24 protein-coding genes are annotated in these 23,506 nt (G+C 51.4%); 13 read left to right on the forward strand and 11 right to left on the reverse strand.

The window, feature by feature from the left end; all coding sequences use genetic code 11:
• Positions 1–53 precede the first annotated feature (53 nt).
• Positions 54–491: a DUF1178 family protein gene (locus HH301_RS00105; RefSeq protein WP_169566003.1), complete on the forward strand. Its 438-nt coding sequence runs from the start codon at positions 54–56 to the stop codon at positions 489–491.
• Positions 492–564: 73 nt separating this feature from the next.
• Here the strand turns inward: HH301_RS00105 and HH301_RS00110 are convergent, their stop codons facing one another.
• Entirely contained in the window at positions 565–1,497 is a 933-nt protein-coding gene (locus tag HH301_RS00110; RefSeq protein ID WP_169566004.1) for a peptidylprolyl isomerase, read from the reverse strand.
• A 318-nt stretch (positions 1,498–1,815) separates the two neighbouring features.
• Between HH301_RS00110 and secA the strand changes: the two genes are divergently transcribed.
• The 5 genes from secA (at position 1,816) to HH301_RS00135 (ending at position 7,165) form a co-directional block, all read left to right on the forward strand.
• Complete coding sequence (secA, locus tag HH301_RS00115) at positions 1,816–4,506, forward strand: preprotein translocase subunit SecA (protein WP_169566005.1); 2,691 nt, start codon at positions 1,816–1,818, stop codon at positions 4,504–4,506.
• A 22-nt stretch (positions 4,507–4,528) separates the two neighbouring features.
• Positions 4,529–4,990, forward strand: coding sequence for a tellurite resistance TerB family protein (locus tag HH301_RS00120; RefSeq protein WP_169566006.1), 462 nt, complete (start codon positions 4,529–4,531; stop codon positions 4,988–4,990).
• A 112-nt stretch (positions 4,991–5,102) separates the two neighbouring features.
• Entirely contained in the window at positions 5,103–5,435 is a 333-nt protein-coding gene (gene fdxA / locus HH301_RS00125; RefSeq protein WP_169566007.1) for a ferredoxin FdxA, read from the forward strand.
• Positions 5,436–5,728: 293 nt separating this feature from the next.
• The gene (locus tag HH301_RS00130; protein WP_169566008.1) at positions 5,729–6,226 is read left to right on the forward strand and encodes a CarD family transcriptional regulator; all 498 of its coding nucleotides are present in this window, start codon (positions 5,729–5,731) and stop codon (positions 6,224–6,226) included.
• 123 nt (positions 6,227–6,349) lie between these two features.
• Positions 6,350–7,165, forward strand: coding sequence for a hypothetical protein (locus HH301_RS00135; RefSeq protein WP_169566009.1), 816 nt, complete (start codon positions 6,350–6,352; stop codon positions 7,163–7,165).
• Between the two features lie 8 nt (positions 7,166–7,173).
• On the opposite strand, the gene HH301_RS00140 is transcribed toward HH301_RS00135, so the two are convergent.
• Positions 7,174–8,658 (reverse strand): M48 family metalloprotease, encoded by a 1,485-nt coding sequence (locus HH301_RS00140; protein WP_169566010.1) that lies wholly within the window; start codon positions 8,656–8,658, stop codon positions 7,174–7,176.
• A gap of 32 nt (positions 8,659–8,690) precedes the next feature.
• Positions 8,691–9,443: a thermonuclease family protein gene (locus HH301_RS00145; protein WP_169566011.1), complete on the reverse strand. Its 753-nt coding sequence runs from the start codon at positions 9,441–9,443 to the stop codon at positions 8,691–8,693.
• Between the two features lie 178 nt (positions 9,444–9,621).
• On the opposite strand from HH301_RS00145, the gene HH301_RS00150 reads away from it, so the two are divergent.
• The 4 genes from HH301_RS00150 (at position 9,622) to HH301_RS00165 (ending at position 12,998) form a co-directional block, all read left to right on the forward strand.
• Entirely contained in the window at positions 9,622–10,371 is a 750-nt protein-coding gene (locus tag HH301_RS00150) for a phosphoadenylyl-sulfate reductase (RefSeq protein WP_169566012.1), read from the forward strand.
• Between the two features lie 125 nt (positions 10,372–10,496).
• Positions 10,497–10,826 (forward strand): DUF2849 domain-containing protein, encoded by a 330-nt coding sequence (locus HH301_RS00155; RefSeq protein WP_169566013.1) that lies wholly within the window; start codon positions 10,497–10,499, stop codon positions 10,824–10,826.
• A 38-nt stretch (positions 10,827–10,864) separates the two neighbouring features.
• The gene (locus tag HH301_RS00160) at positions 10,865–12,517 is read left to right on the forward strand and encodes a nitrite/sulfite reductase (RefSeq protein ID WP_169566014.1); all 1,653 of its coding nucleotides are present in this window, start codon (positions 10,865–10,867) and stop codon (positions 12,515–12,517) included.
• Entirely contained in the window at positions 12,510–12,998 is a 489-nt protein-coding gene (locus HH301_RS00165) for a DUF934 domain-containing protein (protein WP_169566015.1), read from the forward strand. The genes HH301_RS00160 and HH301_RS00165 overlap by 8 nt, the downstream gene beginning before the upstream one ends.
• 116 nt (positions 12,999–13,114) lie before the next feature.
• On the opposite strand, the gene HH301_RS00170 is transcribed toward HH301_RS00165, so the two are convergent.
• From HH301_RS00170 to HH301_RS00195, 6 genes are all read right to left on the reverse strand, one after another.
• Entirely contained in the window at positions 13,115–13,582 is a 468-nt protein-coding gene (locus HH301_RS00170) for a YHS domain-containing (seleno)protein (protein ID WP_169566016.1), read from the reverse strand.
• An 85-nt stretch (positions 13,583–13,667) separates the two neighbouring features.
• Positions 13,668–14,333, reverse strand: a complete 666-nt coding sequence (locus HH301_RS17515) for a rhomboid family intramembrane serine protease (RefSeq protein ID WP_169566017.1) — start codon at positions 14,331–14,333, stop codon at positions 13,668–13,670.
• A gap of 18 nt (positions 14,334–14,351) precedes the next feature.
• Positions 14,352–15,485 carry a CaiB/BaiF CoA transferase family protein gene (locus tag HH301_RS00180; protein ID WP_169566018.1) on the reverse strand — a complete coding sequence of 378 codons (1,134 nt, stop codon included), beginning with the start codon at positions 15,483–15,485 and terminating at the stop codon, positions 14,352–14,354.
• A 124-nt stretch (positions 15,486–15,609) separates the two neighbouring features.
• A complete protein-coding gene (gene badI, locus HH301_RS00185; RefSeq protein WP_169566019.1) occupies positions 15,610–16,392 on the reverse strand; it encodes a 2-ketocyclohexanecarboxyl-CoA hydrolase in 783 nt (260 codons plus the stop codon).
• A gap of 17 nt (positions 16,393–16,409) precedes the next feature.
• Positions 16,410–17,165 carry a glucose 1-dehydrogenase gene (locus HH301_RS00190; RefSeq protein WP_169566020.1) on the reverse strand — a complete coding sequence of 252 codons (756 nt, stop codon included), beginning with the start codon at positions 17,163–17,165 and terminating at the stop codon, positions 16,410–16,412.
• Positions 17,162–18,307, reverse strand: coding sequence for an acyl-CoA dehydrogenase family protein (locus HH301_RS00195; RefSeq protein ID WP_169566021.1), 1,146 nt, complete (start codon positions 18,305–18,307; stop codon positions 17,162–17,164). The genes HH301_RS00190 and HH301_RS00195 overlap by 4 nt, the downstream gene beginning before the upstream one ends.
• A gap of 100 nt (positions 18,308–18,407) precedes the next feature.
• Between HH301_RS00195 and HH301_RS00200 the strand changes: the two genes are divergently transcribed.
• Positions 18,408–18,863: a MarR family winged helix-turn-helix transcriptional regulator gene (locus HH301_RS00200; protein WP_169566022.1), complete on the forward strand. Its 456-nt coding sequence runs from the start codon at positions 18,408–18,410 to the stop codon at positions 18,861–18,863.
• Between the two features lie 3 nt (positions 18,864–18,866).
• Here HH301_RS00200 and HH301_RS00205 read toward each other — a convergent pair whose 3' ends face one another.
• On the reverse strand, positions 18,867–19,358 hold the full coding sequence (locus HH301_RS00205) for a MarR family winged helix-turn-helix transcriptional regulator (RefSeq protein ID WP_169566023.1): 492 nt from the start codon (positions 19,356–19,358) through the stop codon (positions 18,867–18,869).
• A 298-nt stretch (positions 19,359–19,656) separates the two neighbouring features.
• Between HH301_RS00205 and HH301_RS17820 the strand changes: the two genes are divergently transcribed.
• Complete coding sequence (locus HH301_RS17820; RefSeq protein WP_169566024.1) at positions 19,657–21,123, forward strand: 3-oxoacyl-[acyl-carrier-protein] synthase III C-terminal domain-containing protein; 1,467 nt, start codon at positions 19,657–19,659, stop codon at positions 21,121–21,123.
• A 3-nt stretch (positions 21,124–21,126) separates the two neighbouring features.
• Complete coding sequence (locus HH301_RS00215; RefSeq protein WP_169566025.1) at positions 21,127–22,332, forward strand: acetyl-CoA acetyltransferase; 1,206 nt, start codon at positions 21,127–21,129, stop codon at positions 22,330–22,332.
• A 104-nt stretch (positions 22,333–22,436) separates the two neighbouring features.
• On the opposite strand, the gene HH301_RS00220 is transcribed toward HH301_RS00215, so the two are convergent.
• A complete protein-coding gene (locus HH301_RS00220) occupies positions 22,437–23,480 on the reverse strand; it encodes a porin (protein ID WP_169566026.1) in 1,044 nt (347 codons plus the stop codon).
• Between the last annotated feature and the right edge of the window lie 26 nt (positions 23,481–23,506).

The raw sequence follows: 23,506 nt of genomic DNA on the forward strand, positions 1-23,506 counted from the left end.
ATACGGATTACAAAATTTCGACAGTTAGCAGTAACTTTTGTGACGTTTGTTGAATGATCAAGTATAACCTTAAATGCAATCAAAATCACGTTTTTGAAGCTTGGTTCAAAAACAGCAGTGCCTATGACGAGCAGGTAGAGCGGGGATTGATCCCCTGTACTCTTTGTGGCTCCACCCAGGTTGAAAAAGCCCTGATGGCCCCTTCAATTGGTAAGAAATCCAACAGCAAAGAGGCGGAAACAGCCGTTCAGGTCAATGACAGCCCTGAAGTCCAGATGGCGATGAAAGCCCTGCAGGAACTTCGCAAAAATGTCGAGGAAAATTGCGATTATGTGGGCAACCGCTTTGCTGAGGAAGCTCGCAAAATCCATTATGGCGAAACTGAGAAACGCGGCATTTACGGAGAGGCAACCAAGGACGAACAGGCTGAACTCGCCGAAGAAGGCGTGGAAGTTGCCGCCATTCCTTGGCTCCCGAATACAGACGCCTAAGACATCAGCACAGAACCAAACAAAAAAAGCCCGGAATAATCCGGGCTTTTCTCATTTTGGCTTCTCGTTAGCCTTATTCTTTTTTCTCTTCAGCCTCTGAACTTGCAGGCGCTTCAGCTTCTGGCTTCTTCTCGACAATGTCGATAACAGCCTTTGACTTCAAATCCTCCAGCAGTGTTGTCACAGTCTGGCTAGACAGGGTTTGGCGAAGCTGGCCTTCCATTTCCTCATAGCTGGGTGGCTGTGTATCCCGAATATCTTCAACCAGAATAACGTGCCAGCCAAACTGGGTTTTTACAGGCTCTGTTGAATGGGCGCCTTTTTCCATGGCAAAGGCTGCTTCGGAAAATTCTGGAACCATCCGACCTTTCACGAAATACCCAAGATCACCGCCGTTTGGACCAGATGGACCTGTTGAATGTTCTTTAGCCAACGCCTGAAAGTCACCGCCCTCATTCAACTGGGTGATGATATCTTTCGCCTTGTCTTCTTCCTCTAGCAGGATGTGACGGGCGTGGACTTCTTTTTCCGGCTGGAAGTCAGCGGTTGTCTTGTCATATTCCGCTTTCACAGCTTCATCGGTAACCGCTTCTTCGATTTTCTTTTGCAGGAAATACTCCTGAAGCAGCTGCAATTTCACATCGTCAACTCGATCTGTGAATTCAGCCTGCTGGTCATATTTTTGATCCAGCGCTGCGGATTGCACAACCTTCATGCTGACAAGCTGCTCGACCAACTGCGCTTTCAGGAACTGATAAGGTGCCTGCTTATATTGAGCTGGCAAACCTTCATAGACTTCACGAACTTCATCTTCGCGAATTTCAACGCCATTAACAGTTGCCACAACTGGGCTGTCGGACGCTTCCTTGGCTGTCTGCGTAGCCGCTGTCATTTCTGCTTTTGGTTCAGTCTTACCTTCCCAGGGGCGTTCCCCTCCCAGATAAAACCCTAATCCTCCGGCTGCGCCAGCAACAACAATCACCGCAAGGAGATTTGACACTTTCATATTTCACTTCCCTGAATTTGGTTCAGAATCATTGGGGAAAGACCAGCAATTAGCCTGCGTTCCCCCGTCTTTCAAGCTGGTCGGAAATATAGGTTATTTAGCATCTTTCACAAGCATAGATATTTTTTGCCACAAGATTACCTTATTTGACCTCTTTTCCCGGCTGAATCAGTTAATGGGTGGCAGGATAGATTGACAGGGACCCCCATCCCGCTTATCTGTCACGTAGGTCAACGCGTATTTCCATCAGCAGAGACGTTTTAATTATTAGAGTGGTCGCTCAGAAATTGGGGCGGCGAAATCAAAGTCGGGGCAGGTATGTTCGGAACATTAGCCAAGAAAATCTTCGGATCCTCCAATGATCGGGTCTTGAAAGTCATTCAAGCAAAAGTTGACAAGATCAACGCTCTGGAGGATCAGTTCACGCCCCTGTCCGACGATGAACTGAAAGCCAAGACTGCCGAATTCAGATCCCGCCTGGACCAGGGCGAAAAGCTGGACGCACTCCTCCCTGAAGCATTCGCCGCTGTACGAGAAGCCGCAAAACGGGCCCTGGGCGAGCGCCACTACGATGTACAGCTCATGGGTGGTATCGTTCTGCACGAAGGCAAGATCACCGAAATGAAAACCGGTGAGGGTAAGACGCTGGTCTCCACCCTTGCAGCCTATCTCAACGCACTTGAAGGCAAGGGTGTTCATGTGGTCACCGTCAACGACTATCTGGCCAAGCGTGACAGCGAATGGATGTCCAAGGTTTATGACAAGCTCGGCATTACCGTTGGCTGTATTGAAGGCGGATTGGACGAACAAGCCCGGCGCGCAGCATACGCCTGCGACATTACCTACGGCACCAATAATGAATTTGGCTTTGACTACCTTCGCGACAATATGAAGTTTGAAGCTGAAGCGATGGTTCAGCGGGGCTTCAACTTTGCCGTAGTGGACGAGGTTGACAGTATCCTGATTGACGAAGCCCGGACCCCCTTGATTATCTCTGGTCCTGCTGAAGACAGCTCAGAACTTTATCGGGCCGTCAACGCCCTGATCCCACAGCTTTCTGAAGACGACTATGAAGTCGATGAAAAGTCTAAGGCCGTCAGCTTCACCGAGGACGGAACAGAAACCATCGAAAAACTTCTTGATGAAGCCGGCCTCTTAAAAGGCGAAAACCTTTACGATGTGGAAAATGTGGCCGCTGTTCATCACGCCAACCAGGCCCTTCGCGCGCACAAGCTATTTACCCGTGACAAGGACTATATTGTCAAAGACAACAAGGTTGTCATCATTGACGAATTTACCGGCCGCATGATGGAAGGCCGCCGCTACTCTGATGGCCTGCACCAGGCATTGGAAGCCAAGGAAGAGGTTGATATCCAGCCGGAAAACCAAACCCTTGCCTCTATTACCTTCCAGAATTACTTCCGCCTTTACGACAAGCTCTCTGGCATGACAGGTACAGCTGCGACCGAAGCGGAAGAGTTCATGGAAATCTATGGTCTTGCAGTTGTCGAAATCCCGACAAACGTTCCCGTCCAGCGAAAAGACGTAGATGACGAGATTTACCGGACCGCCGAAGAAAAATACGCCGCGATTGTCAAAACAATCGAGGAATGTCAGGGACGGGGCCAGCCTGTTCTGGTCGGTACAGTATCCATCGAAAAATCAGAGTATCTCTCAGAGATCCTCAAGAAAAAGAAAATCAAGCATAACGTGCTGAACGCCCGCTACCATGAACAGGAAGCGGAAATCATTGGTCAGGCAGGTCGCCTCAATGCGGTTACCATCGCGACCAACATGGCTGGTCGTGGTACGGATATTAAACTTGGCGGCAACACCGATATGATGATCGCTGCCCAGATAGATGGTGTGGAAGATCCAGCCAAGATCGAGAAGATCACAGCTGAGATCGAAGCCGACACTGCTGAGCAGAAAAAGAAAGTTCTGGAACTCGGTGGCCTGTTCGTGATCGGTACGGAACGTCATGAATCCCGCCGGATCGACAACCAGCTTCGGGGACGTTCGGGTCGCCAGGGCGATCCGGGAACCAGTCGCTTCTATCTCTCCCTTGAGGATGACCTGATGCGGATCTTCGGATCTGAGCGCATGGATGGGATGCTGCGCAAACTTGGTTTGGAAGATGGCGAAGCTATCATTCATCCATGGATCAACAAGGCTTTGGAAAAAGCACAGCAGAAAGTGGAAGCCCGGAACTACGACATCCGGAAAAACCTGCTGAAATTTGATGACGTGATGAATGACCAACGGAAGGTCATTTATGAGCAACGCATTGATCTGATGGGTCAGTCAGATGTCTCTGAAACCATCAAGGATATGCGGGCCGACGTCATCGACCAGTTGGTCAGTCGCCACATTCCTGAGAAAGCCTACCCTGAACAATGGGATATTGCCGGCCTGACCGAAGAGGTCCAGCAGACCCTCGGCATGGATCTGCCGATCCAGGACTGGGCAAATGAAGAAGGCATCGCAGACGAGGAAATTCGCGACCGCCTGAACGATCATATCAACCGCAAAATGGCTGAAAAAGCGGCCAAATATGGCCCTGATGTCATGCGGATGGTTGAGAAGAGCCTGCTGCTGCAGATCCTCGATCAGGTTTGGAAAGAGCATTTGCTTCAACTCGATCACTTGCGTCAGTCCGTGTCCCTGCGTGCCTATGCGCAGAAAGATCCGCTGAACGAGTATAAAACCGAAGCCTTTAACATGTTCCAGGCTATGCTGGATCAGCTGCACACCAGCGTGACGACTTACCTCAGTCATGTTGAGCTGCAAAACCCAGAGGCCATCATTGAGCGCGAAGAGCCCGATGAGAGCCAGATGCAGGCAACTCATATTGATCCGCTGACAGGCGAAAATGAAGTCGATCACGGCGCAGCACCTGCTCAGGCTGCTATTGCCTCTGATCCATCGACCTGGGGCAAAGTGCGCCGGAATGATCCATGTCCGTGTGGATCCGGTAAAAAATACAAGCATTGCCACGGGGCCGTTTAACACATCAGGTTAGGATAGTTTCATGCTCGCAAAGTTGAAAAACATCTTCAGCGGCAAAGAGACCGCAGATGTCCGCACTCAGGATCCGGAAGAACAGCACGTCGCTACCGCTGCTTTATTGATTGAAGCTGCGTTGTCGGATGAGACCTACTGTGAAGAAGAGAAGGAGATGGTCCAATCTCTTTTGCAGCGGCACTACAAGCTGTCGGATGAAGAGATTTCAGCCGTCATGACCGAAGCTGAAGCTGCCCACAAGAACGCAGATCAAATCCTTTATTTTACGCGGACGGTCAAAGATACGGTTGAGTATGATGACCGGGTTCATGTGATCGAGATGCTCTGGGAACTGGCCTATGCTGACGGGGAAATCAGCGATTATGAGGCTAATTTGATCCGCCGGGTCTGCGGGTTGATCTATGTGGATGACAAGGAAAGCGGCCGGGTCCGCAAAGCCGTTCAGGCCCGCCTTGGACAGAGTTCCTGACCTTTTAAAATCACATATTCGTAAGATAGGGGTTGTTTTTGATGGTTAATGAAGATAATCCCTTTTACTGTACTAAATATAACTGTGCTAGAGCTGGAGCTGGAGAACAATAATGACCTACGTCGTTACCGAAAATTGCATCAAATGCAAGTTCATGGACTGCGTGGAGGTCTGCCCTGTAGACTGTTTCTACGAGGGTGAGAACATGCTGGTTATTCATCCTGACGAATGTATTGATTGTGGTGTGTGTGAGCCGGAATGCCCTGCCGAAGCCATCGTCCCTGATACCGAAGATGTGGGGGAAAATTTCCTCGAACTGAACCGGGAATATTCAGAAAAATGGCCAAACATCACCCAGAAAGGCAATCCGCCTGAGGATGCTGAGGACTGGAACGGTAAGGAAGGTAAACTTTCTGAGTTCAGCTCAAATCCCGGCGAAGGCTGATAATTTAGACCCGAAAACAGCCATGCGGGCCTGGAATGGCAGGTCCGCAACATTTTCAGTGGTTTCTTATTAGCAATTTTCCATAAATTGTGTTATGCTCCGAGCAGTGGTTGTGCTGACATGATCGCTTCCCTTACCTATTTTGGGTGTTTAGGGACATGTCACCATAGCGTTTTCGGTTGCGAAATTTTCGCCTTTATTTGTGAGACCCGCCAAAGTTAGCGTCCCGTGATATTCTGGTCGCTCTTTTTTTGTCACTTTGTCAGGCCCTCACACTGAAGAGAAGGATTTGAATGTCTAAAGAGTTGGAATTCTCACCACAAGAACATGTCGTTTATCCAACACATGGTGTGGGTCAGGTTGTCAGCATCGAGGAACAGGAAATTTCAGGAATGAGCCTGAAACTGTACGTTGTTGACTTTATGCACGAAAAAATGACTCTTCGGGTTCCCATTGCCAAAGCCAAAAGCGTTGGAATGCGGGCTCTGTCTTCTCCAAAGAAAATGAAAACTGCCCTCGACACGCTGAAAGGGAAAGCCCGCATCAAACGGACGATGTGGAGTCGGAGAGCACAGGAATATGAAGCCAAGATCAACTCTGGCGACCCAATCCAGATTGCGGAGGTTGTTCGTGACCTGCACCGCAACGAGGACCAGCCGGACCAGTCCTACAGTGAACGGCAGATTTATGAAGCCGCACTGGAACGCCTGTCCCGCGAATTGGCAGTTGTCGAGAAGATTGAAGATGATGCAGCAACAGAAAAGCTGCAGAAGGTTCTGAAAGCGGCTTAACCCCCGTTTTTTGTCAGAATTTGAAAGCCCGGCCCCTCAGCCGGGCTTTTTTTTGGTTAAATTTTCGTAAATTTGAAATATAGGGCTTGATAAACCGAATCAGACGATTCATTGTGGGTTTCGATGAAACCGAACGCACATAGTGAAAAATTTGGATGTCTCTCCACCGCCCAACGGGTTTGGGCCGTATCCTGCATTCATGGAGAGGCTGAAAAGCTCATCGAGCTGCATGATCTTCTGGCAAAGCGCTGGCAAAATGGCGACCGCCTTGTCTATTTGGGCAACTATCTTGGACATGGCAGCGACATCAAGGGCGTTATGGATGAACTCCTCCGCTTTCGGATCGACCGGCTATGTATGCCGGGCATGATCCCCGAAGACATCGTCTACCTCAGGGGCGCCCAGGAAGAGATGCTTCGTAAGCTTCTACAAATTCAGCTGGCCAGTGACCCTTGTGGCGTTTTTAACTGGATGATTGACCACGGCCTTGAGGAAACCCTCAACGCTTACGGCTCCAGCGAAGCAGAGGCGCGTGGATATCTTCGCGAGGGCATTCTGGCGACAACCCGCTGGACCAGCCGGGTCCGCGACACGATCCAGAGCTACCCAGGCCATAACGATATCCTGATTTCTCTCCGCCGGGCAGCCTATACGGAAAAAGGCGAACTGCTATTTGTCCATGCCGGCATTGATCCGAGCCGCCCTGTCACAGAGCAAACGGACACCTTCTGGTGGGGCAGCGGTTACTTTGACAAGATCGGGGAACCCTATTCAGGCTTCAAGCGGGTCGTTCGTGGCTTTGACCGGGAACATGAAGGGGTCATGGAAACGGACCACACGATTTCGCTCGATAGCGGATGTGGCTTCGAAGGTCCGCTGACGGCCGCCTGCATCACCCTTGATGGTGAGATTGACGACCTGATCACCTCTTCAAGCTAACTAACCCTTTAATCTGCATTATCCATAATCACGGGCAGCTTATATTTCTGCCCTGATTTGATCTCGCGGTTTTTAAAGGCTGGATTAAGCAGCAGGAACAGATCTTCTGGATATTTAGCTTCCACCATTCCATCCATCAAATCCTCAAGATCCTCTCCTGATCGCGCGGTCCGAATTTCCAGACCCACTGGCTTGATCTTCGAGGCTTCTTCATAGCCGAGGGGCCGAAAGCTGAAATAGCTCTCTGCATAGCGATCCTCAAGCTCCTGTGTCCGGGTTCGGGATTTATAGATAAATCGCGCGACTTTCTCATAGCCGAAATTAACCACAACTGCCGTGATATAAGTTTTCCGGTTGTTATTGCTCACAATAAAATGGGTGCGTGCACCTTGCGCGCCGCCAACCAAAATGCTTTGCGGCGGGGCATGCTTGACCTTGGAAAGCCACATGCGGGACATATACTGCCCAGGGCTTAGCCCCTGCAGACCCCGCGGATCCATATCAAAGATCATCTGATTACCGCTTCTATCTTTGGCGAAAACGGCGCGCGTGGAATTGATCAGCTGAAAGCCTTTTGGCGCCTTAAAGGTTAAGCGCAAATCTGGGTGGAGGAAATCACGCCCCCGGATCACACCCTCACGAATGTCATCTCCAAACAGCATCTGATCGATATTTTCCAGATATCGCTTGGTCCCATAACTCCGCTGAAGTTCATCCGCCTGCTGCTTCGCCAGAGCTCTTGCCCGGTCAACCCGGTCCTCGGTTTGCGGATGGGTCGCAAAAAAGTCATACTGACCTGAGGATCCTTCCTTGCCTGCAAGCTTTGCTGAATATTTGGAATGAGCTTCCAGACGGAGGAGAAAATCCGCCATGGCCTCGCGCGGATATCCGGCAAGCCCCAAATATTTCACCCCAAGGCTGTCGGCCTCATATTCCTGATCCCGGCTATAATCCGCAAGAAACAAACCACCAACAGTTTGCCCCAGCCGGGCTACGTCTGCACTTTGGGTCAGGATCCCGGCGATGGCACCCAGCAGCCCCATCCCGGTGGCCCGGGATTGACGCTCCACCCCATGGCGGGCAATCACATGGCCAACTTCATGGGCCAGCACACCGGCGACCTCCGCCTCATTATTCGCCATGGCCAGCAAGCCACGCGTGACATATACGTACCCGCCCGGCAGGGCAAAGGCGTTCACCATCGGGCTGTTCAACACAGTCACATTCCAGGGCTCATTCCGCTTTTCGGTGACCGCGACGATGCGGAGCACGATATCCAGGACATATTCGTTCAGCCCCTCTTTCTTATACTCACCGCCATATTGCTGAAGGATCCTGCCATGTTGCTGTTTGCCAATCGCCTGCTCGTCAGAGGGCTCAAAAATATCAAACAGATCTGCAATCTGGTCTCCATCCCGGGCTGAACCGGTGACGGGCTGCAGAACCAAGGCAAGGCCGATACCAAGCCCCCCGATCAGGGACTTTATAGACATCGCGGATTTCTTCATGCGCATCTTCATCTCGTTCAACTCTTTCCCGCCGCTTTCTGATTCTCTTCCAGGATTTCCAGCTGCTCCGGAAATTGAATTTCCATAAAGGGTCCGTTATAAGACCTGAGCTGCCCTCGTACCCTTATCCATTTATTCACTAACTCTGTTTCTTTCCACCCCGATTTTCGAAATTTACCCCTGTTTTTGGGCGAAATTAGGACTGAGAAGTCCCTTTTCCAGTCGGTTCCGAAGTTTAGGAATGTCCCCTTTGTCGTCACTTTAGCACTGATAACCTTGCCTTCGACAATGTGGAATGCGTGATTAACCTGCACCCCTTCAATCGCCGCAGCCTGTAATATCAGCCCCTCCTTCCGTCCCCATACGCCGCGTCTAGAGTTCCGCGCGTCAGCCTCCGCGGCTTTCAGCTGGTCATAGGCTTCTGGCTCGTAAGGGCGGTAGCCACTTAATATGGCCGCACCAGACTGAATCAGATGTCGCTGCAGCCATCCGTATTTTACAAGTTCCAGACGGACAATTGAATTTCCGTATCGGTCCTGTGATGCTGGATACAAACCTGTTTTGTAGGGAGATACCGTAAACTGGGCGTCATTCCAGTCTTCTGGGCGGAGTAACTCGGGGAAAAGAATAAGGTCTTCAAGAAGAAGCCGTTGCCCATCTTTAAGCGGGACATATCCTCTGACCATAGCGGAAAAATCGAGGATTTCTGCTGCCTTTGGCGAAAATGATGACACCAAAAAGATACACAACAGTCCGATCCGCAGCATCATTTCCCCGCCCCCAAGATCAATATTCACCCCTCAGGCGCTAGTTTACGCCCAAACAAATCGGATTGGCAAATATATTTCACATATATAATATGTTGTTTATAGTTTCTACATTTTTATCTTGATATTATTTCGATTCCACATAAATTTCCAAACATCAGAGTTACGAAAGAAGAAATTCATGTCTACCACTCAATCACATAAGTCGACCGAAGCCCTGGCGGCCCACCTTCGTGGCGCCTACGGCCATCTGGATGGCGCAGCTCTGCTGGACGCCCTTATTCACAGTGAAATGGGCGGCAAGATGATGATGACATCCTCTTTCGGCGCAGAAGCGGTTGTCCTTCTGGATCTGGTGGCGAGCGTCGATCCATCCATCCCGGTTATCTTTCTGGATACCCGGCGCCTGTTCGGTGAAACATTGCGCTATCAACGTCAAATTACGGAACTTCTGGGACTTGAGGATGTGCGGATCATTCGCCCTGACAGCGGAGATCTGGAGAACCTGGATCCAGATGACATGCTGTTTACTCGCGATTCCGATAAATGCTGCGAAATCCGCAAGGTTCTGCCCCTTCAGCAGGCAATGGACACATTAGAAGCTGCCGGTTTTCAGGGTTGGATTACAGGTCGGAAACGCTTTCAGAACGCCCATCGACAAAGCCTGGATGTGATTGAGGCAGCTGATAATTTCATCAAGATCAATCCCCTTGCTCATTGGCGGGATTCAGATGTGAAAAATGTCTTCCTGTCCAAGAACCTGCCCCCGCATCCGCTTGTGGCAGAGGGCTTCAAATCCATCGGCTGCATGCCCTGCACCGTCAGAACAGCAGAGGGTGAGGATGCCCGTAGTGGTCGCTGGGCCGGTCAGGACAAAACTGAGTGTGGTATTCACCTGATGTCCCGGGCATCATCAACGCCCCTTAATTAATCACATATTATTTGTGTGATTTAAATTTATTATACATTTTTGTTGCGTAAATAAAATAATTCTCTATATACTCCGTTATATCGGAGTTAATTCGATCTTTGTTTTGCTTTGGAAGGAGAAAATCGATGGCATTGCAGGTTTATTCAGGATCTTTACTCAAAGAAGGTCTGGTTGCCTTTCTCTGTCTCGATGACGAAGGCATTAGCTGGACGACCGATCTGAACAAGGCAACAGCTGTTGAAGATGACGGCCTTGACGCTTTGAAGGAAGCAGCAGAAAAGTCCGAACGGGACAATATCATCATTGCCCCTTATGCGGTGGAGGTTTCGCGTACCGAAACAGGACTGGAGCCCGTCGAAAACCGGGAGCGGATCCGTGCATACGGCCCAACCATTCGACTGCCACAATCTGCTAAATCAGCTCCCACCTCATCTGGAAGCCGCGTCGCAGCGTAAGATCAAGATAAACACCGAACGTTACCGAGCTAGAAAACATGTATCAATATTCCCAGGCGGATCACCAGCTCCTGCAGGAGCGGGTTGCCCAATTCCGTGACCAGGTTCAACGCCGTCTAAATGGCGATCTCAGCGAAGATGAGTTCAAACAACAGCGTCTTCGCAATGGCCTTTATCTTCAGATCCATGCCTATATGCTGCGCGTTGCCGTACCATACGGCCTGATGTCTTCTGAACAGATGCGGACCCTCGCCCACATTGCCCGTAAATATGACCGTGGCTACGGTCATTTCAGTACCCGCCAGAATATTCAGTATAACTGGCCAAAACTGGAAGATGTCCCGCAGATCCTCGACGATTTGGCGAAAGTGGAAATGCACGCCATCCAGACCAGTGGCAACTGTATCCGGAATACAACTTCCGATCCACTGGCCGGTGTTGCCAGGGACGAGATTGCGGACCCTCGCCCTTATTGCGAGCTGATCCGTCAATGGTCCACATTCCATCCGGAGTTCAACTTCCTGCCGCGGAAATTCAAAATCGCCGTTAGCGGTGCTATCAATGACCGGGCGGCTGTTGCGGTGCATGACATTGGCCTGCGCCTTGTTAAAAACGACGCCGGTGAGTTGGGTCTTGAAGTTTACGTGGGCGGCGGTCTTGGCCGAACACCAATGATCGGCAAGCTGATCCGTAAATTCCTACCAACTCACGACATGCTGACCTATCTGGAAGCAATCCTGCGGGTTTATAACCAGCTGGGTCGTCGCGATAACCTCTATAAGGCACGGATCAAGATCCTGGTTCATGAAACCGGCGAAGAGAAATTCCGCGAACTGGTGGAAGCCGAATGGAATGAGATCAAGAAAACAGGTCTCGCGCTGACCGATGCGGATATAGAAGCCATTCAGGCTCACTTCAAGGATCCTGATTACGAGACCTTGAGTGACTTTGATGAAGACTTTGATGCGCATCTGCTGGCCAATGCAGAGTTTGCCAAATGGGCAGAGAAAAATGTGGAGCTGCACAAAAAAGATGGCTACCGCGTTGTTTATCTGTCCCTCAAAAGCCGGAACCAGCCTGCTGGTGACGTGACGGCGGACCAGATGGATGCCATTGCAGATCTTGCAGACAAATATTCCCTAAGCGCGATCCGCTCAACCCATCGGCAGAACCTTGTTCTTTCCGACGTGAAGCTAAAGGATCTTTATGAGCTTTGGCAGGAGCTGAAAGCTCTGGATCTGGCGACACCAAACTATAATCACCTGACCGACCTGATTTCCTGCCCCGGCATGGATTACTGCTCGCTGGCAACTGCGCGGTCAATCCCGATTGCCCAGGCCCTGACAGAGCGGTTCGACAGCTACGATTACATCAATGATCTTGGCGATATCAGCCTAAACATTTCCGGCTGCATCAACGCCTGCGGTCATCACCATGTGGCTAATATCGGTATCCTCGGTGTGAACAAAAAAGGGGTTGAGGTTTACCAGCTCACCCTGGGCGGTAGTGCGCGGGATGATGCCTCTATCGGCAAAATCATCGGACCGGCCTTTACCGCGGATGAAATTGTGGATGCGGTGGCAACCGTTCTTGATGTGTATCTGGACCAACGCGAAGACGAGGAAGAAGGCTTCCTGACCACTTATCGGCGGATCGGCCAGGAGCCGTTCAAGGAGAAACTTTATGGGTAACTACATCAAGGATCGCAAACCCGCAGAAGATAGCTGGGTTCCCTATACGGGCCTTGAGGACGTGGACAACCTGCCAAGCGGGGATATCTATATCCCCTTCGAAGAATGGCAAACCCATCGGGACGCGTTTTTAAAACGCAACAGCCGTGTCGGCCTTATTCTGGAGAACACAGACGATGTGTTTGCCCTGAAGGATGACCTGGACCGGCTGGATCTGATTGTCCTGCAATTTCCAAAAATGGCGGATGGCCGGGCCTTCACTCAGGCGCGCCTGCTTCGGGAACGGCTTGGCTATAAAGGGGAAATCCGGGCAACCGGTGATGTCCTGCAGGATCAGGTCTTTTACATGCAGCGCTGTGGTTTCAACTCATTTGAACTTCGCGATGATCAGGATATTCCGTCTGTCCTCGCCGCATTTGATGAAATGACAGTGACCTATCAACCCGCTGCGGATGAGGCTTTGCCGATCTGGAAACGGTAACATTTTAAAATCCCCAGAGTGAGGTTTCGGCTTCTTCACCCTTTCGAAATCTCACCCTAAAAACACCTGGGCTCCCTGTCTTGCTCAGGTGTTTTTTTATGGGCAATCGGTTGCGTTTACAGGTCCTTTCGAACCTTGGGCCAATTCTCGTCAGCCGACTTGATATATCCAGCCCGGTCCTTGTCCCAGGTATCTTTCACCCCTTTGGAATAATTCAGATACAGCTTACCGTCGACAATCGTCCAGGCTTCTGGATCAACGCTGGCAGTGTAGCCTTTGGAGACGGCATAGGCGCAGTAGCCGCCATATTGCGGCGCGAATTTTTCAGGGGCCGCAGCAAATTTATCTTTGTGGGCTGCCGTCGAAAAATACCATTTAACCCCTTTCCATTCGTGGGTGAAATCGCTATCCCCCTCAACCGCCTTGCCCTCCTCGAAATAGGAGACGACGTCATACCCCTCGGCCGCCTTACCAATGAAGTTTGTGCGATAAGGGCCAGACATCTCCCCAGCCAGTACAAAACTCGTCGCACCAAACATAAAAATCGCAGCGCAGATAACAATCAACTGTGGCACTTTGTTCATAAGACATCCTCCGGCGAGTCAACTAACTGCTCGTTTCCCTTAATATAAGGGAAATGCCCTTCACATGCTCATGACAGTCTCGTGATCAGCGCCGGACCATATAAAGTGGACGGAAAATGAGGGAGAGGAGTATCCCGGTCACGAACCCACCCAAATGCGCAGCCCAGGAGATACTTGCTTCCCCATCGGTGAGCAATCCAGCAAGCGGTGTCAGCCCGATAATCAGGTTGAGGCCCATCATCACGGCTGCAAAACCGATAATCTTCTGCATCCCAAACTTTGGCAGCAGTAGCCTCAAGGTTGCCCCCATCATGCCAAACACGGCCCCGGACGCCCCATAAAGGATCCCACCACTCTCTGCGGAGACGACAAACTCTGAAATCGCTCCCATCCAGCCGGTGAGCAAGAAGATAGAAATAAAGGTGCTCACGCCATAATACCGCTCAACCATCGAGCCGAACGCCATCAACATGAACGCATTGATCAACAGGTGCATAAAGTCGTGATGCAGGAACATATGGCTTGCCAGGGTAAAGATCAGGTGCCCCCAGTTGCCCCCCTCACCGTCCAGCAGCATGACCAGCCGGGTCATATCAAAGGCGAAGGTTTCATAGATCCAGACAATGGTATCCCGATCCGTCACCTGCAGCAGGATATGGATCCCGATCAGCACCGCCACCAGATATTTTGTCAGCGGCGGTACATTAAATATTGGCTGTTCCTGATCCCGATCCTGATCCTGCTCTTGCACGACAAACTCACTTTCAAACTAACTCTGCAGCTCCGCCCGGATTGCTGCACTCTGTTCCCCAAGGTCCGGGGCATCCAATTCAGCGCCACCGGTCAGTGGCAAGGCCGGCAGCTTCAAGGTCCCCATCGCATGCTGCGTGACGGAGCGAAGCAAGCCGCTTTCCATCATCACAGGATCTGCCATGGCCTCTTGCAAGCTATTGACCTTGTTACAGATCAGGCCCGCAGCTCCCAGCTTTTCCACCCAATAGGCAACCGTTTCCATTTCGATCCGGCCCTGAACCAGCTCCCGAACAGCGGCATCATTCTCCGCCCGGGCTCCAAAATCTTCAAACCGGGGATCCTCGATCAAATCGGGAACGGCCAAAACCTTTGCCATTTCGATGTAATGATCTTCGGTGGCCAGTGCAATCATCAATTCACCATCCTTGGCCCAATAGTTCCCGGAGGGCACGTTCAGCTTGGCCGCTGCAACACCGTGCAACTGCTGATCAATCATTCTGGCCTTCTGCACTTCCAGCGCGGACAGAACCAGTGAATTGTCCAAAAATTGCGCTTCAGTTGTACGGTTCCGGTTAAAGAGTGCCATGCTCACTGACTGAAAGGCATAAAGGCCGGTCAGAATATCGATGATCGGAATATCAAATTTGTGGGCTATGCCATCAACGCCCACATTCCCTGCCATAAACCCGCTATAGGCTTGGGCAGCGCTATCCGTACATGGGCGTTTTGAATAGGCGCCTTTCTGGCCAAACCCACTAACGGACAGATAAATCAGATCGGATTTGAGGCTTTTCAGCTTCTCAAACCCAATGCCAATTTTATCAGCCACCCCGGGGCGGGAGCTTTCCAGAAAGATGTCGGCCTCTCCCACCATCTGATACAGCACATCCATATCATCCGGTTTTTTCAGATCTAGCATCAGGCCTTCTTTTCCCCGGTTGAAGGCCACAGAATAAACCGATGAGGTTCCGTATTTCCGCCCTACATTCCGGCCCCAGTCCCCATGAGGCGGATCCACCTTGATTACCCGCGCGCCATACTGGGCCAGCAGCGATGCACAATAGGGTCCCGCAATCCCCTGACTGGTATCCACAACCAGTAAGCCCGAAAGCGGGCCATCGACGGCTTTATTCTGTTTGGAAAGTGCCATGAGTTTGTCCTTGGTTTTTGTTGTTATCTTTGAGGTTCAGGATCCGGCGTAAAAAAAAACCGGACCTTGACTGGTCCGGCTCATCATAACACTGATTATGTTTATTCGGTAAAGCCTGTATCGATCACTTCACATGCTTGCGAAAATCAGGTTTGCGTTTTTCATTGAACGCCTGAACACCTTCACGGGATTCATCAGTATCGTAATAGAGGCTGAGCGCCTGCATTCCCATAGCCGAAATCGCCCGAATATTTTCACTGTCCAGGTTAAAGGATTTCTTGGCGATGGAGATAGCGGTTGGGCTTTTGTCCATAATCTCTGCGCACCAGCGCTCCACCTCGGCATCCAGCTCCTCATGCGGAACAACTGTGTTTACAAGGCCCATTTTTTCGGCTTCTGCAGCACTGTAGCGACGGCAGAGATACCACATCTCCCGCGCTTTTTTCTCGCCGACAATCCGCGCCAGATATGCCGTTCCAAATCCAGGATCGACAGATCCCACTTTCGGACCCACCTGACCAAACTGCGCTTTTTCAGATGCGATTGTGAAATCACACAGGGTCGCCAGCACATTGCCGCCACCAATGGCAAACCCTTGCACGCGGGCGATCACCGGCTTTGGCACATCGCGGATCAGGCTTTGCAGCTCATCGATCGGCAGGCCAATGATCCCGCGGCCATCATACTGGCCATCATGGGCAGACTGATCGCCCCCTGTGCAGAAGGCTTTTTCACCCGCACCGGCCAGAACAATCACCCCGATTTCCTTATTCCAGGCGGCCTTGTTCATGGCATCGATCATTTCCTCAACCGTCTGACCACGAAAGGCGTTGTATTTGTCTTCCCGGTTAATGGTGATCCAGGCGGCGCCGTTTTTCTCTTCGTATAAAATATCTTCGTATGACATGGGTTTTATCCTTCTTCTTATCCGGCCATTGTCAGGCCACCGGAGACGCTGATGACCTGCCCGGTAATGTAATTAGATTCCTCACTCGCCAAAAAGGCAACAATGCCGCCAAAATCCTCTGGCTGACCCAAGCGTTTAAACGGGATTGCCCGTTTCAGGCCTTCATAAATCTTCTGGCCCATTTCACCCTCACCAACAAAGTCATTGAGGATCGCTGTATCGCTAGGTCCCGGACAGATTACATTCACATTGATATTCTTGCGGGCCAGTTCGCGCGCCAGTGTCTTGGAAAAGGCAACCATGCCCCCCTTACAGGCGGAGTAAACCCCTTCCCCGCTGGAGCCAACCCGCGCTGCGTCCGAAGCAATGGTGATGATCTTGCCCGTGCCCCGCTCGGACATACCGCTCGCGACCGCATGGGTCATATGCAAGGGACCCCAAAGATTGATCCCGACGATTTTCTCCCAAAGCGCCTTGTCTGTATCAAGGAAATTACCAACCTTGTCCCAGCCAGCGTTATTCACCAGCACATCTGTCGGGCCAAAGGTCTCTTCAAATTCCGCGACACCTTTCTTGACCGCATCAAAGTCCGAAATATCGACTGCATAAGCACCAGCGCTTGATAGCTGGTCAGCTGTTTTCTGGGCCGCATCGCCGTTCAGGTCAAACACACCGACAGTACACCCCGCCTCACTCAGCCGTTTACAAATAGCGGTCCCAAGTCCACCGCCGCCGCCGGTGACGATCACTTTTTTACCTTCAAGTCCTCTCATTGGTTTTCTCCCAACTTCTGTCTCGCAATTATCATTTTCATTATCTGGGCTGTGCCATCGCCGATCTGCAGACCGAGCACATCCCGAAGCCGCTGTTCAAACGGGTAGTCACGACCATATCCGCCATGTCCATGGGTCAGCAGGCACTGATGGACAATTTCAAACGCCAGTTTCGGCGGCCACCATTTGCACATGGCGGCCTCGCTTGTGTGGGGCAGGCCATTATCCTTCAGCCAAAGCGCCTTGTAACAGAGCAGCTTTGCAGCCTCGAGCTGGGTTTCCGCTTCGGCGAGCGGAAAGACAACCCCCTGATTTTCCGCAATCGGCTTACCGAACGCGACCCGCTCCTGCACATATTTCCAGCTTTCCTTCAAGGATGCTTCGGCAACCGCCAGACACTGAAGACCGATCAGCGCCCGGCTGAAATCAAAGCCTTCCATCACTTGTGAAAAGGCCCGGTTCTCATCGCCAAGGCGGTTTTGCTCGGGCACAAATACCTGATCAAAGAAGATAGATCCCCGCCCGATGCAACGCTGGCCCAGATCATCATACCGTCCCGTTGTGATCCCGGCTGAGTTCATCTCCACCAGAAACGCACTCACACCTTTGGCGCGGGCATCCTTTTCACCAGTACGGGCGAAGACAATCATAATGTCCGCCTGATCTGACATGGAAATAGAGGCCTTCTCGCCGCTCAGCTCATAACCACCATCGACTTTCTTGGCCTTCAGTTGCAGATTGGCAGCATCTGATCCACCGCCCGGCTCGGTCAGGGCAACTCCCAGAACGACCTTACCTTCACAGATCTTGGGGGTCCAGATCTTGGCAATTTCCTTGTCCGCGTAGCGGGTGAGGATTTGGGAATTCAAAGAGCCCAGCAGCTGCACATAGGCCATATTGAAATCAGCGGCAGCAATCGCCTCCATGATCAGTCCACTTGTCAGGTAGGTGACCCCGCTACCGCCATATTCCTCTGACTGCTCGGGTGCGATCAGGCCAAGCTGTCCCATCTCCTGACACAAGTCCTTTGAAAATTGACCGCTTTGATCCCGCTCCTGATACCCAGGCGCCAGTTTTTCAGTCGCAAACTGCCGAGCAGCTGCGACGATATTTTTTTGGTCCTCATCCAGCTGGAACTGCATGAATTTTCCTCCAGTATGTTTTTCTAAAGGATTCCGCAGATTTGAAAGTATGTCAATATATTGATTGTTTTTTTAAAATTACTCCCTAAAATAGGGACCTATGTTCGATGAATTAAGCAATAGATTGTTCTTTAGGCTGTATCAGACCGCCAATACGCTGCAAAAAGTTGGGGCGCAGGCACTGGATACGGAACAGATCACCACGCAACAATGGTCAGTCCTCGGCGCCCTCTCTCGGGAGGTGGCCAGTGATGGGATGAGCGTGACGGAACTGTGCGAATATTTGCGACTGAGCCGACAGAACATCACCGGCGTCCTGAGCCGGATGGAGGAGCGCGGCCTGATCGATCGAAAACCCTCGCCTGTGGATCAGCGCATTCGGGTTATCTGCATGAGCAAAGAAGGACAGCGCATGTGGGCGAACATCACTCCCCTGATCAACAGCTTCTATGAAGAAGCCTTGGAAGGCTTCTCGACAGAAGACCGGATTTCCTTCGCCCATTATCTTCACAAACTAGGTGAAAAGCTTCACCAGATGGATCAACGGCGAAAGTAAGGTCTAGCTTTTTTCTTTTTCCAGAAGGATATCTGTCGCGTTTTTGAGGGCGTAAGGATCCCCTTCCAGCGCTTCCAGGAGATTTTGCCGTATGGTCAGCATAGTATCCATGAAGGCTTGGGCGTCTTCCTCGGACATATCCTGAAAAGTCATCTCATTTACCTGACGACCACATTCGGTCATGATGCGGCCAATGGGTTTGGCCTCTTCTTTCAGGACCACCCGTTTGACCCGGCGGTCTTCTTTATCCACGTGACGTTCGACGAATCCTCTTTCCTCTAAACGGCCGATCAGACCACCAACTGTCACCGTTCCCACATCCATCCGCCTTGCGATTTCAGTCTGCGGCAGGTTGTCTTCAACAAACAGTTGGGCAAGGACCCAGGCTTGAGACGTGGTCAGACCATGCGGTGCCAATAGTCGATCAAACAGTCGCACTCGAAACCGCGCAATATCGGCAATTATAAAGCCTGCTCGGTGATCCTTGTAATCCATACCCGTTATCCTTTCTCAAGCCACCGCAACTATAATGCTTGCGCTGGCAATCGCAAGTTTCGTGAAAAAGTTATATACGACACCCATCTCTCTAGATAATTAGCTTGCGTATTAATAGAGGGATAGATACTTTATGAGCGAGTTGTGGATCAATGGATAAAGCGAACAAGCAAGAAAAATTGTTTATCCATCAGGTCCTGCCCGCTTCCTGTTCGTTTGCTTGGCTGAACCGTTCTTCCAGTTCGTCCGGCAAGGCAGGGACACACAATAACCAAAGAACCCGATAGAGGAGACAATTGTGGAAGTCGGAATTCTAGCTTATGGCGGATACATTCCCAAAAGCAGACTGCAAAGAGAAGATATCTTCAAGGCACATGCCTGGTTCAATCCTGGATTGAAAGGCCTGGCTCGCGGAGAACGCTCTATGGCCAACTGGGATGAGGATAGTGTTACTATGGCTGTTGAAGCCGCCAGGGACTGCCTCGGTGAAGATGATCGCACCAATATCAGCGCGGTCTATATGGCCTCAACCACCTTTCCGTTCATGGATCGGCAAAATGCCGGCATCGTTGCTGATGCCCTGAACCTGCCAAGCAGCCTTCAAACCCTTGACTTTGCCTCCTCCATGCGGGCAGGGACAGCTGCTCTGAATTTGGCGCTGCAGGCCGCAGGTGCGGCAAGTGGGCCAATCCTGGTAACCGGTGCAGAGCGCCGCAACACCAAAGCCGGTAGCGCGCTCGAGCTCACAACTGGTGACGGCGCAGCTTCTTTCCTTGTCGGCTCAGGCAACGTCATCGCCAAACTTCTCGGCAGCCATACAGAGTCCGTCGATTTCGTGGATCACTTCCGCGGCGAAGAAGCGCAGTATGACTATACCTGGGAAGAACGGTGGATCCGTGATGAGGGCTACATGAAGATCGTGCCAAAAGCGATCGAAGGTGCCCTTGAAAAAGCGGGTGTGAAGGCAGAAGACATTTCCGCTTTCTGTTTTCCGGTTGCCGCGCGAAACGTCGCCGCAGGCCTTGCCAAAAAAGTAGGGATTTCAGAAGGCGCTGTTGCCGATAATCTGCAAGCCAATTGCGGCGAAGCAGGAACGGCTCATGCTCTGATCATGTTGGCCCATGCCCTTGAAACGGCAGCACCCGGAGACAAAATCCTGGTCGCCAGTTTCGGTCAGGGGTGCGATGCGCTTATTCTGGAAGCGACCGATGCGATCACCTCCCTCCCCAAACGGGCTGGCGTTGGTGGTTCCTTGGCTGCAGGCCGGAAAACCTGCAATTATCACCGTTTCCTTGCCTTCCATCAGGGTCTGGATATGGATCTTGGCATCCGGGCCGAAGTGGATAAAAACACAGGTCTCACGACCCATTACCGTAATCGCTACATGGCGCAGCGCATGGTGGGCGGCGAATGTAGCAAATGCGGAACGGTCCAGTTCCCGAAAAGCAATATGTGCGTCAATGAAAACTGCGGCGCCATCGGCACTCAGGAAGACCACCCGTTTGCGGAAAAAACGGCAACCCTTAACTCCTACACCGCTGACCGTCTCACCTTCTCTCCCGATCCACCAGCTTATTATGGTATGATTCAGTTTGAAGGCGGCGGCCGTCTGATGAGCGATTTCACCGACATATTCCCGGATGATGATCTTCATGTGGGAATGGAACTCAAAATGGTCTTCCGCGTGAAAGACTTTGATCATAAACGCGGTTTCCGCCGCTATTTTTGGAAAGCCGTCCCCGTGGACGCAACCGGAGGAGAATAAGTCATGGCTTCAGGTATCAAGGATAAAGTCGCGATTTTGGGAATGGGATGTTCCAAATTCGGCGAGCGTTGGAACGATGATGCGGAAGATCTGATCATTGAGGCCTTTGTTGAGGCGATCGAGGATGCAGGCATTGACAAAAGCCAGATCGATGCGGCCTGGTTTGGCACCGCCATTGAAGAACAGCATGTGGGTAAATCCGCTGTGCCGCTCTCCATGGCCCTTCGCCTTCCCAACATTCCGGTAACTCGTGTTGAAAACTACTGCGCAAGTGGCTCAGAAGCCCTTCGGGGTGCGGTTTATGCCGTTGCCTCAGGTGCTGCTGATATTGCCATGGCAGTTGGCGTTGAAAAACTGAAAGACACTGGGTATGGCGGCCTGCCCCAGCGCAGCCGCGGATCGGTAAATGATCTGTTCTGGGCCAATGCCTCTGCCCCTGGCTCTTTCGCTCAGCTGGCATCCGCTTATGCAGCCAAGCATAAAGTCAGTGACAAGGACCTGAAACGGGCGATGGCTCATGTTTCTGTGAAAAGTCACGATAACGGATCCAAAAACCCGAAAGCCCATCTTCGCAACAAAATTGATGAAGACAAGGTGATGAACGCGCCAATGATCGCTGAACCGCTAGGTCTGTTCGACTGTTGCGGTGTGAGTGACGGGGCCGCGGTTGCCATCGTCGCTTCCCCAGAGATAGCCAAATCCCTTGGCAAAAAAGATCTGGTGACCTTCAAGGCTATGCAGCTTGCGGCTTCAAACGGTCGGGAAGCCCAGCATAACTCCTGGGATGGCAGTCACTTTGTGACAACACGGGCGGCTGCAAAACGCGCCTATCAGGAAGCTGGTATCACCAGCCCACGAGACCAGATCAGCATGTTTGAAGTGCATGACTGCTTTTCCATCACTGAACTCGTGACTATGGAAGATCTGTTCATTTCGGAAGAAGGCCGTGCGGTAAATGATATCATGGATGGCTTTTATGATGCAGACGGCAAGATCCCCTGCCAGATCGATGGGGGCCTGAAATGTTTTGGCCATCCGATCGGTGCGTCAGGTATCCGGATGCTTTATGAGATGTATCTGCAAATGTATGGCCGCGCTGGTGAACGTCAGCGCAAAGAAGATCCGGTCTTTGGCATGACCCATAATCTGGGCGGCTTTCCGCACCAGAATATCTGCTCATTGACCATCGTCGGAAAAGAAGGAGCGTAATCGCTCCTTCACCCCCTGCCCAGCCCATGGCTGGCAGTTCATTTTCCAAATAAAAAAGGCAGGTCTCGCGACCTGCCTTTCTTTGTTTCTATACCAGATCGGCATTAGAAGGAGAGGGCTGTACCCACGAAGAAGATTGTTGCATCTTCGCCTTCAGAACCTTCCAGAGAGCCGTCACCGTCAAAGAACTGTACACCACCGAATGCAGTGATGCCTGGGCCGAGAACGTAGTTACCGCCAACAACAACAGCGTTCAGTTCGCCGTCAGCTGCATCGTCTTCTTCAACATAAGCGTACTGTACGCCGATTTCCCATGGACCCTGGCCGTATGTAACACCCAGGTTCAGGTCTTGGCGTTCCAGATCGTCAGTGCCACCATCGTTGTCTGTGTATTTGTAGCCCGCACCGAAAGTGAAGCCAGCAATACCAACGTTGAAACCAGCAGAGATTTCGTCTGTGTCGTCAGAAGTTGTGCGTGTGATCAGGTCGTAACCCAGTGATGCGTTCAGAGCAACACCAGAGAATTTACCTGTGTAGTTAGCACCGATTGAGTAAGCTTCGTCTTCAGCGCCTTCGTCTTTGATAACAGCGTAAGGTGATGCACCTGTGCCTGTTTCTTCATCTCCGTCTGGAGTGAAAGATACACCGAGCTGGAAGCCGGAGAAGCGTGGTGTGAAGTAAGTGATTTTGTCTGCGTCACTAACTTCTGTTGCAGATGTTGCAGGAGTTGTGAAACCAGCAGCTTCAGCATTTGGATCGTTCAGGCCCCAAGCAGGAACTGGTGATGGAGATGCATAATGCATCAGGTAAGAAGCTGAGTTTTCAGAACCGATGTTGATGCGGCCGAAAGAGCCTTCAACATACATGTAAGTTTCGTCAACCTGGTCGCCAGTTGTACGTGCTTCCAGCTGGATGTTAACACCGAAAGTCAGACCGTTGTCGAGTGTTGTTTCACCTGTGAAGTGAACTTCACCTTCGTGACGGATGTCAGTTGGAAGCTGATCACCTGAGTCGTAATCTGCAACAACGAAAGAAGTCTGCAGGTAACCGCTAAGGCCCAGCTTAATTTTTTCTGCGGCAGATGTAGGGGCAGCTGCCAGTGTTGATGCGGCTACAAGTGCACTTGTACCCAAAATCAGTTTTTTCATTTTAGTCTCCGATTTACCTGACGGTA

The sequence above is a fragment of the Sneathiella limimaris genome (assembly GCF_012932565.1).
Classification (GTDB): domain Bacteria; phylum Pseudomonadota; class Alphaproteobacteria; order Sneathiellales; family Sneathiellaceae; genus Sneathiella; species Sneathiella limimaris.

Bases quoted from the DNA above. Each gene is read 5' to 3' on its own strand.
- HH301_RS00220 (WP_169566026.1), bottom strand. From the start codon at position 23,480: ATGAAAAAACTGATTTTGGGTACAAGTGCACTTGTAGCCGCATCAACA.
- HH301_RS00155 (WP_169566013.1), top strand. From the start codon at position 10,497: ATGGCATTGCAGGTTTATTCAGGATCTTTACTCAAAGAAGGTCTGGTT.
- HH301_RS00160 (WP_169566014.1), top strand. From the start codon at position 10,865: ATGTATCAATATTCCCAGGCGGATCACCAGCTCCTGCAGGAGCGGGTT.
- HH301_RS00170 (WP_169566016.1), bottom strand. From the start codon at position 13,582: ATGAACAAAGTGCCACAGTTGATTGTTATCTGCGCTGCGATTTTTATG.
- HH301_RS00135 (WP_169566009.1), top strand. From the start codon at position 6,350: ATGAAACCGAACGCACATAGTGAAAAATTTGGATGTCTCTCCACCGCC.
- secA (WP_169566005.1), top strand. From the start codon at position 1,816: ATGTTCGGAACATTAGCCAAGAAAATCTTCGGATCCTCCAATGATCGG.
- badI (WP_169566019.1), bottom strand. From the start codon at position 16,392: ATGTCATACGAAGATATTTTATACGAAGAGAAAAACGGCGCCGCCTGG.
- HH301_RS00165 (WP_169566015.1), top strand. From the start codon at position 12,510: ATGGGTAACTACATCAAGGATCGCAAACCCGCAGAAGATAGCTGGGTT.
- HH301_RS00180 (WP_169566018.1), bottom strand. From the start codon at position 15,485: ATGGCACTTTCCAAACAGAATAAAGCCGTCGATGGCCCGCTTTCGGGC.
- HH301_RS00145 (WP_169566011.1), bottom strand. From the start codon at position 9,443: ATGATGCTGCGGATCGGACTGTTGTGTATCTTTTTGGTGTCATCATTT.
- HH301_RS00150 (WP_169566012.1), top strand. From the start codon at position 9,622: ATGTCTACCACTCAATCACATAAGTCGACCGAAGCCCTGGCGGCCCAC.
- HH301_RS00200 (WP_169566022.1), top strand. From the start codon at position 18,408: ATGTTCGATGAATTAAGCAATAGATTGTTCTTTAGGCTGTATCAGACC.
- HH301_RS00140 (WP_169566010.1), bottom strand. From the start codon at position 8,658: ATGTCTATAAAGTCCCTGATCGGGGGGCTTGGTATCGGCCTTGCCTTG.
- HH301_RS00190 (WP_169566020.1), bottom strand. From the start codon at position 17,165: ATGAGAGGACTTGAAGGTAAAAAAGTGATCGTCACCGGCGGCGGCGGT.
- HH301_RS00195 (WP_169566021.1), bottom strand. From the start codon at position 18,307: ATGCAGTTCCAGCTGGATGAGGACCAAAAAAATATCGTCGCAGCTGCT.
- HH301_RS00110 (WP_169566004.1), bottom strand. From the start codon at position 1,497: ATGAAAGTGTCAAATCTCCTTGCGGTGATTGTTGTTGCTGGCGCAGCC.
- HH301_RS00105 (WP_169566003.1), top strand. From the start codon at position 54: ATGATCAAGTATAACCTTAAATGCAATCAAAATCACGTTTTTGAAGCT.
- HH301_RS00215 (WP_169566025.1), top strand. From the start codon at position 21,127: ATGGCTTCAGGTATCAAGGATAAAGTCGCGATTTTGGGAATGGGATGT.
- HH301_RS00120 (WP_169566006.1), top strand. From the start codon at position 4,529: ATGCTCGCAAAGTTGAAAAACATCTTCAGCGGCAAAGAGACCGCAGAT.
- fdxA (WP_169566007.1), top strand. From the start codon at position 5,103: ATGACCTACGTCGTTACCGAAAATTGCATCAAATGCAAGTTCATGGAC.
- HH301_RS00130 (WP_169566008.1), top strand. From the start codon at position 5,729: ATGTCTAAAGAGTTGGAATTCTCACCACAAGAACATGTCGTTTATCCA.
- HH301_RS00205 (WP_169566023.1), bottom strand. From the start codon at position 19,358: ATGGATTACAAGGATCACCGAGCAGGCTTTATAATTGCCGATATTGCG.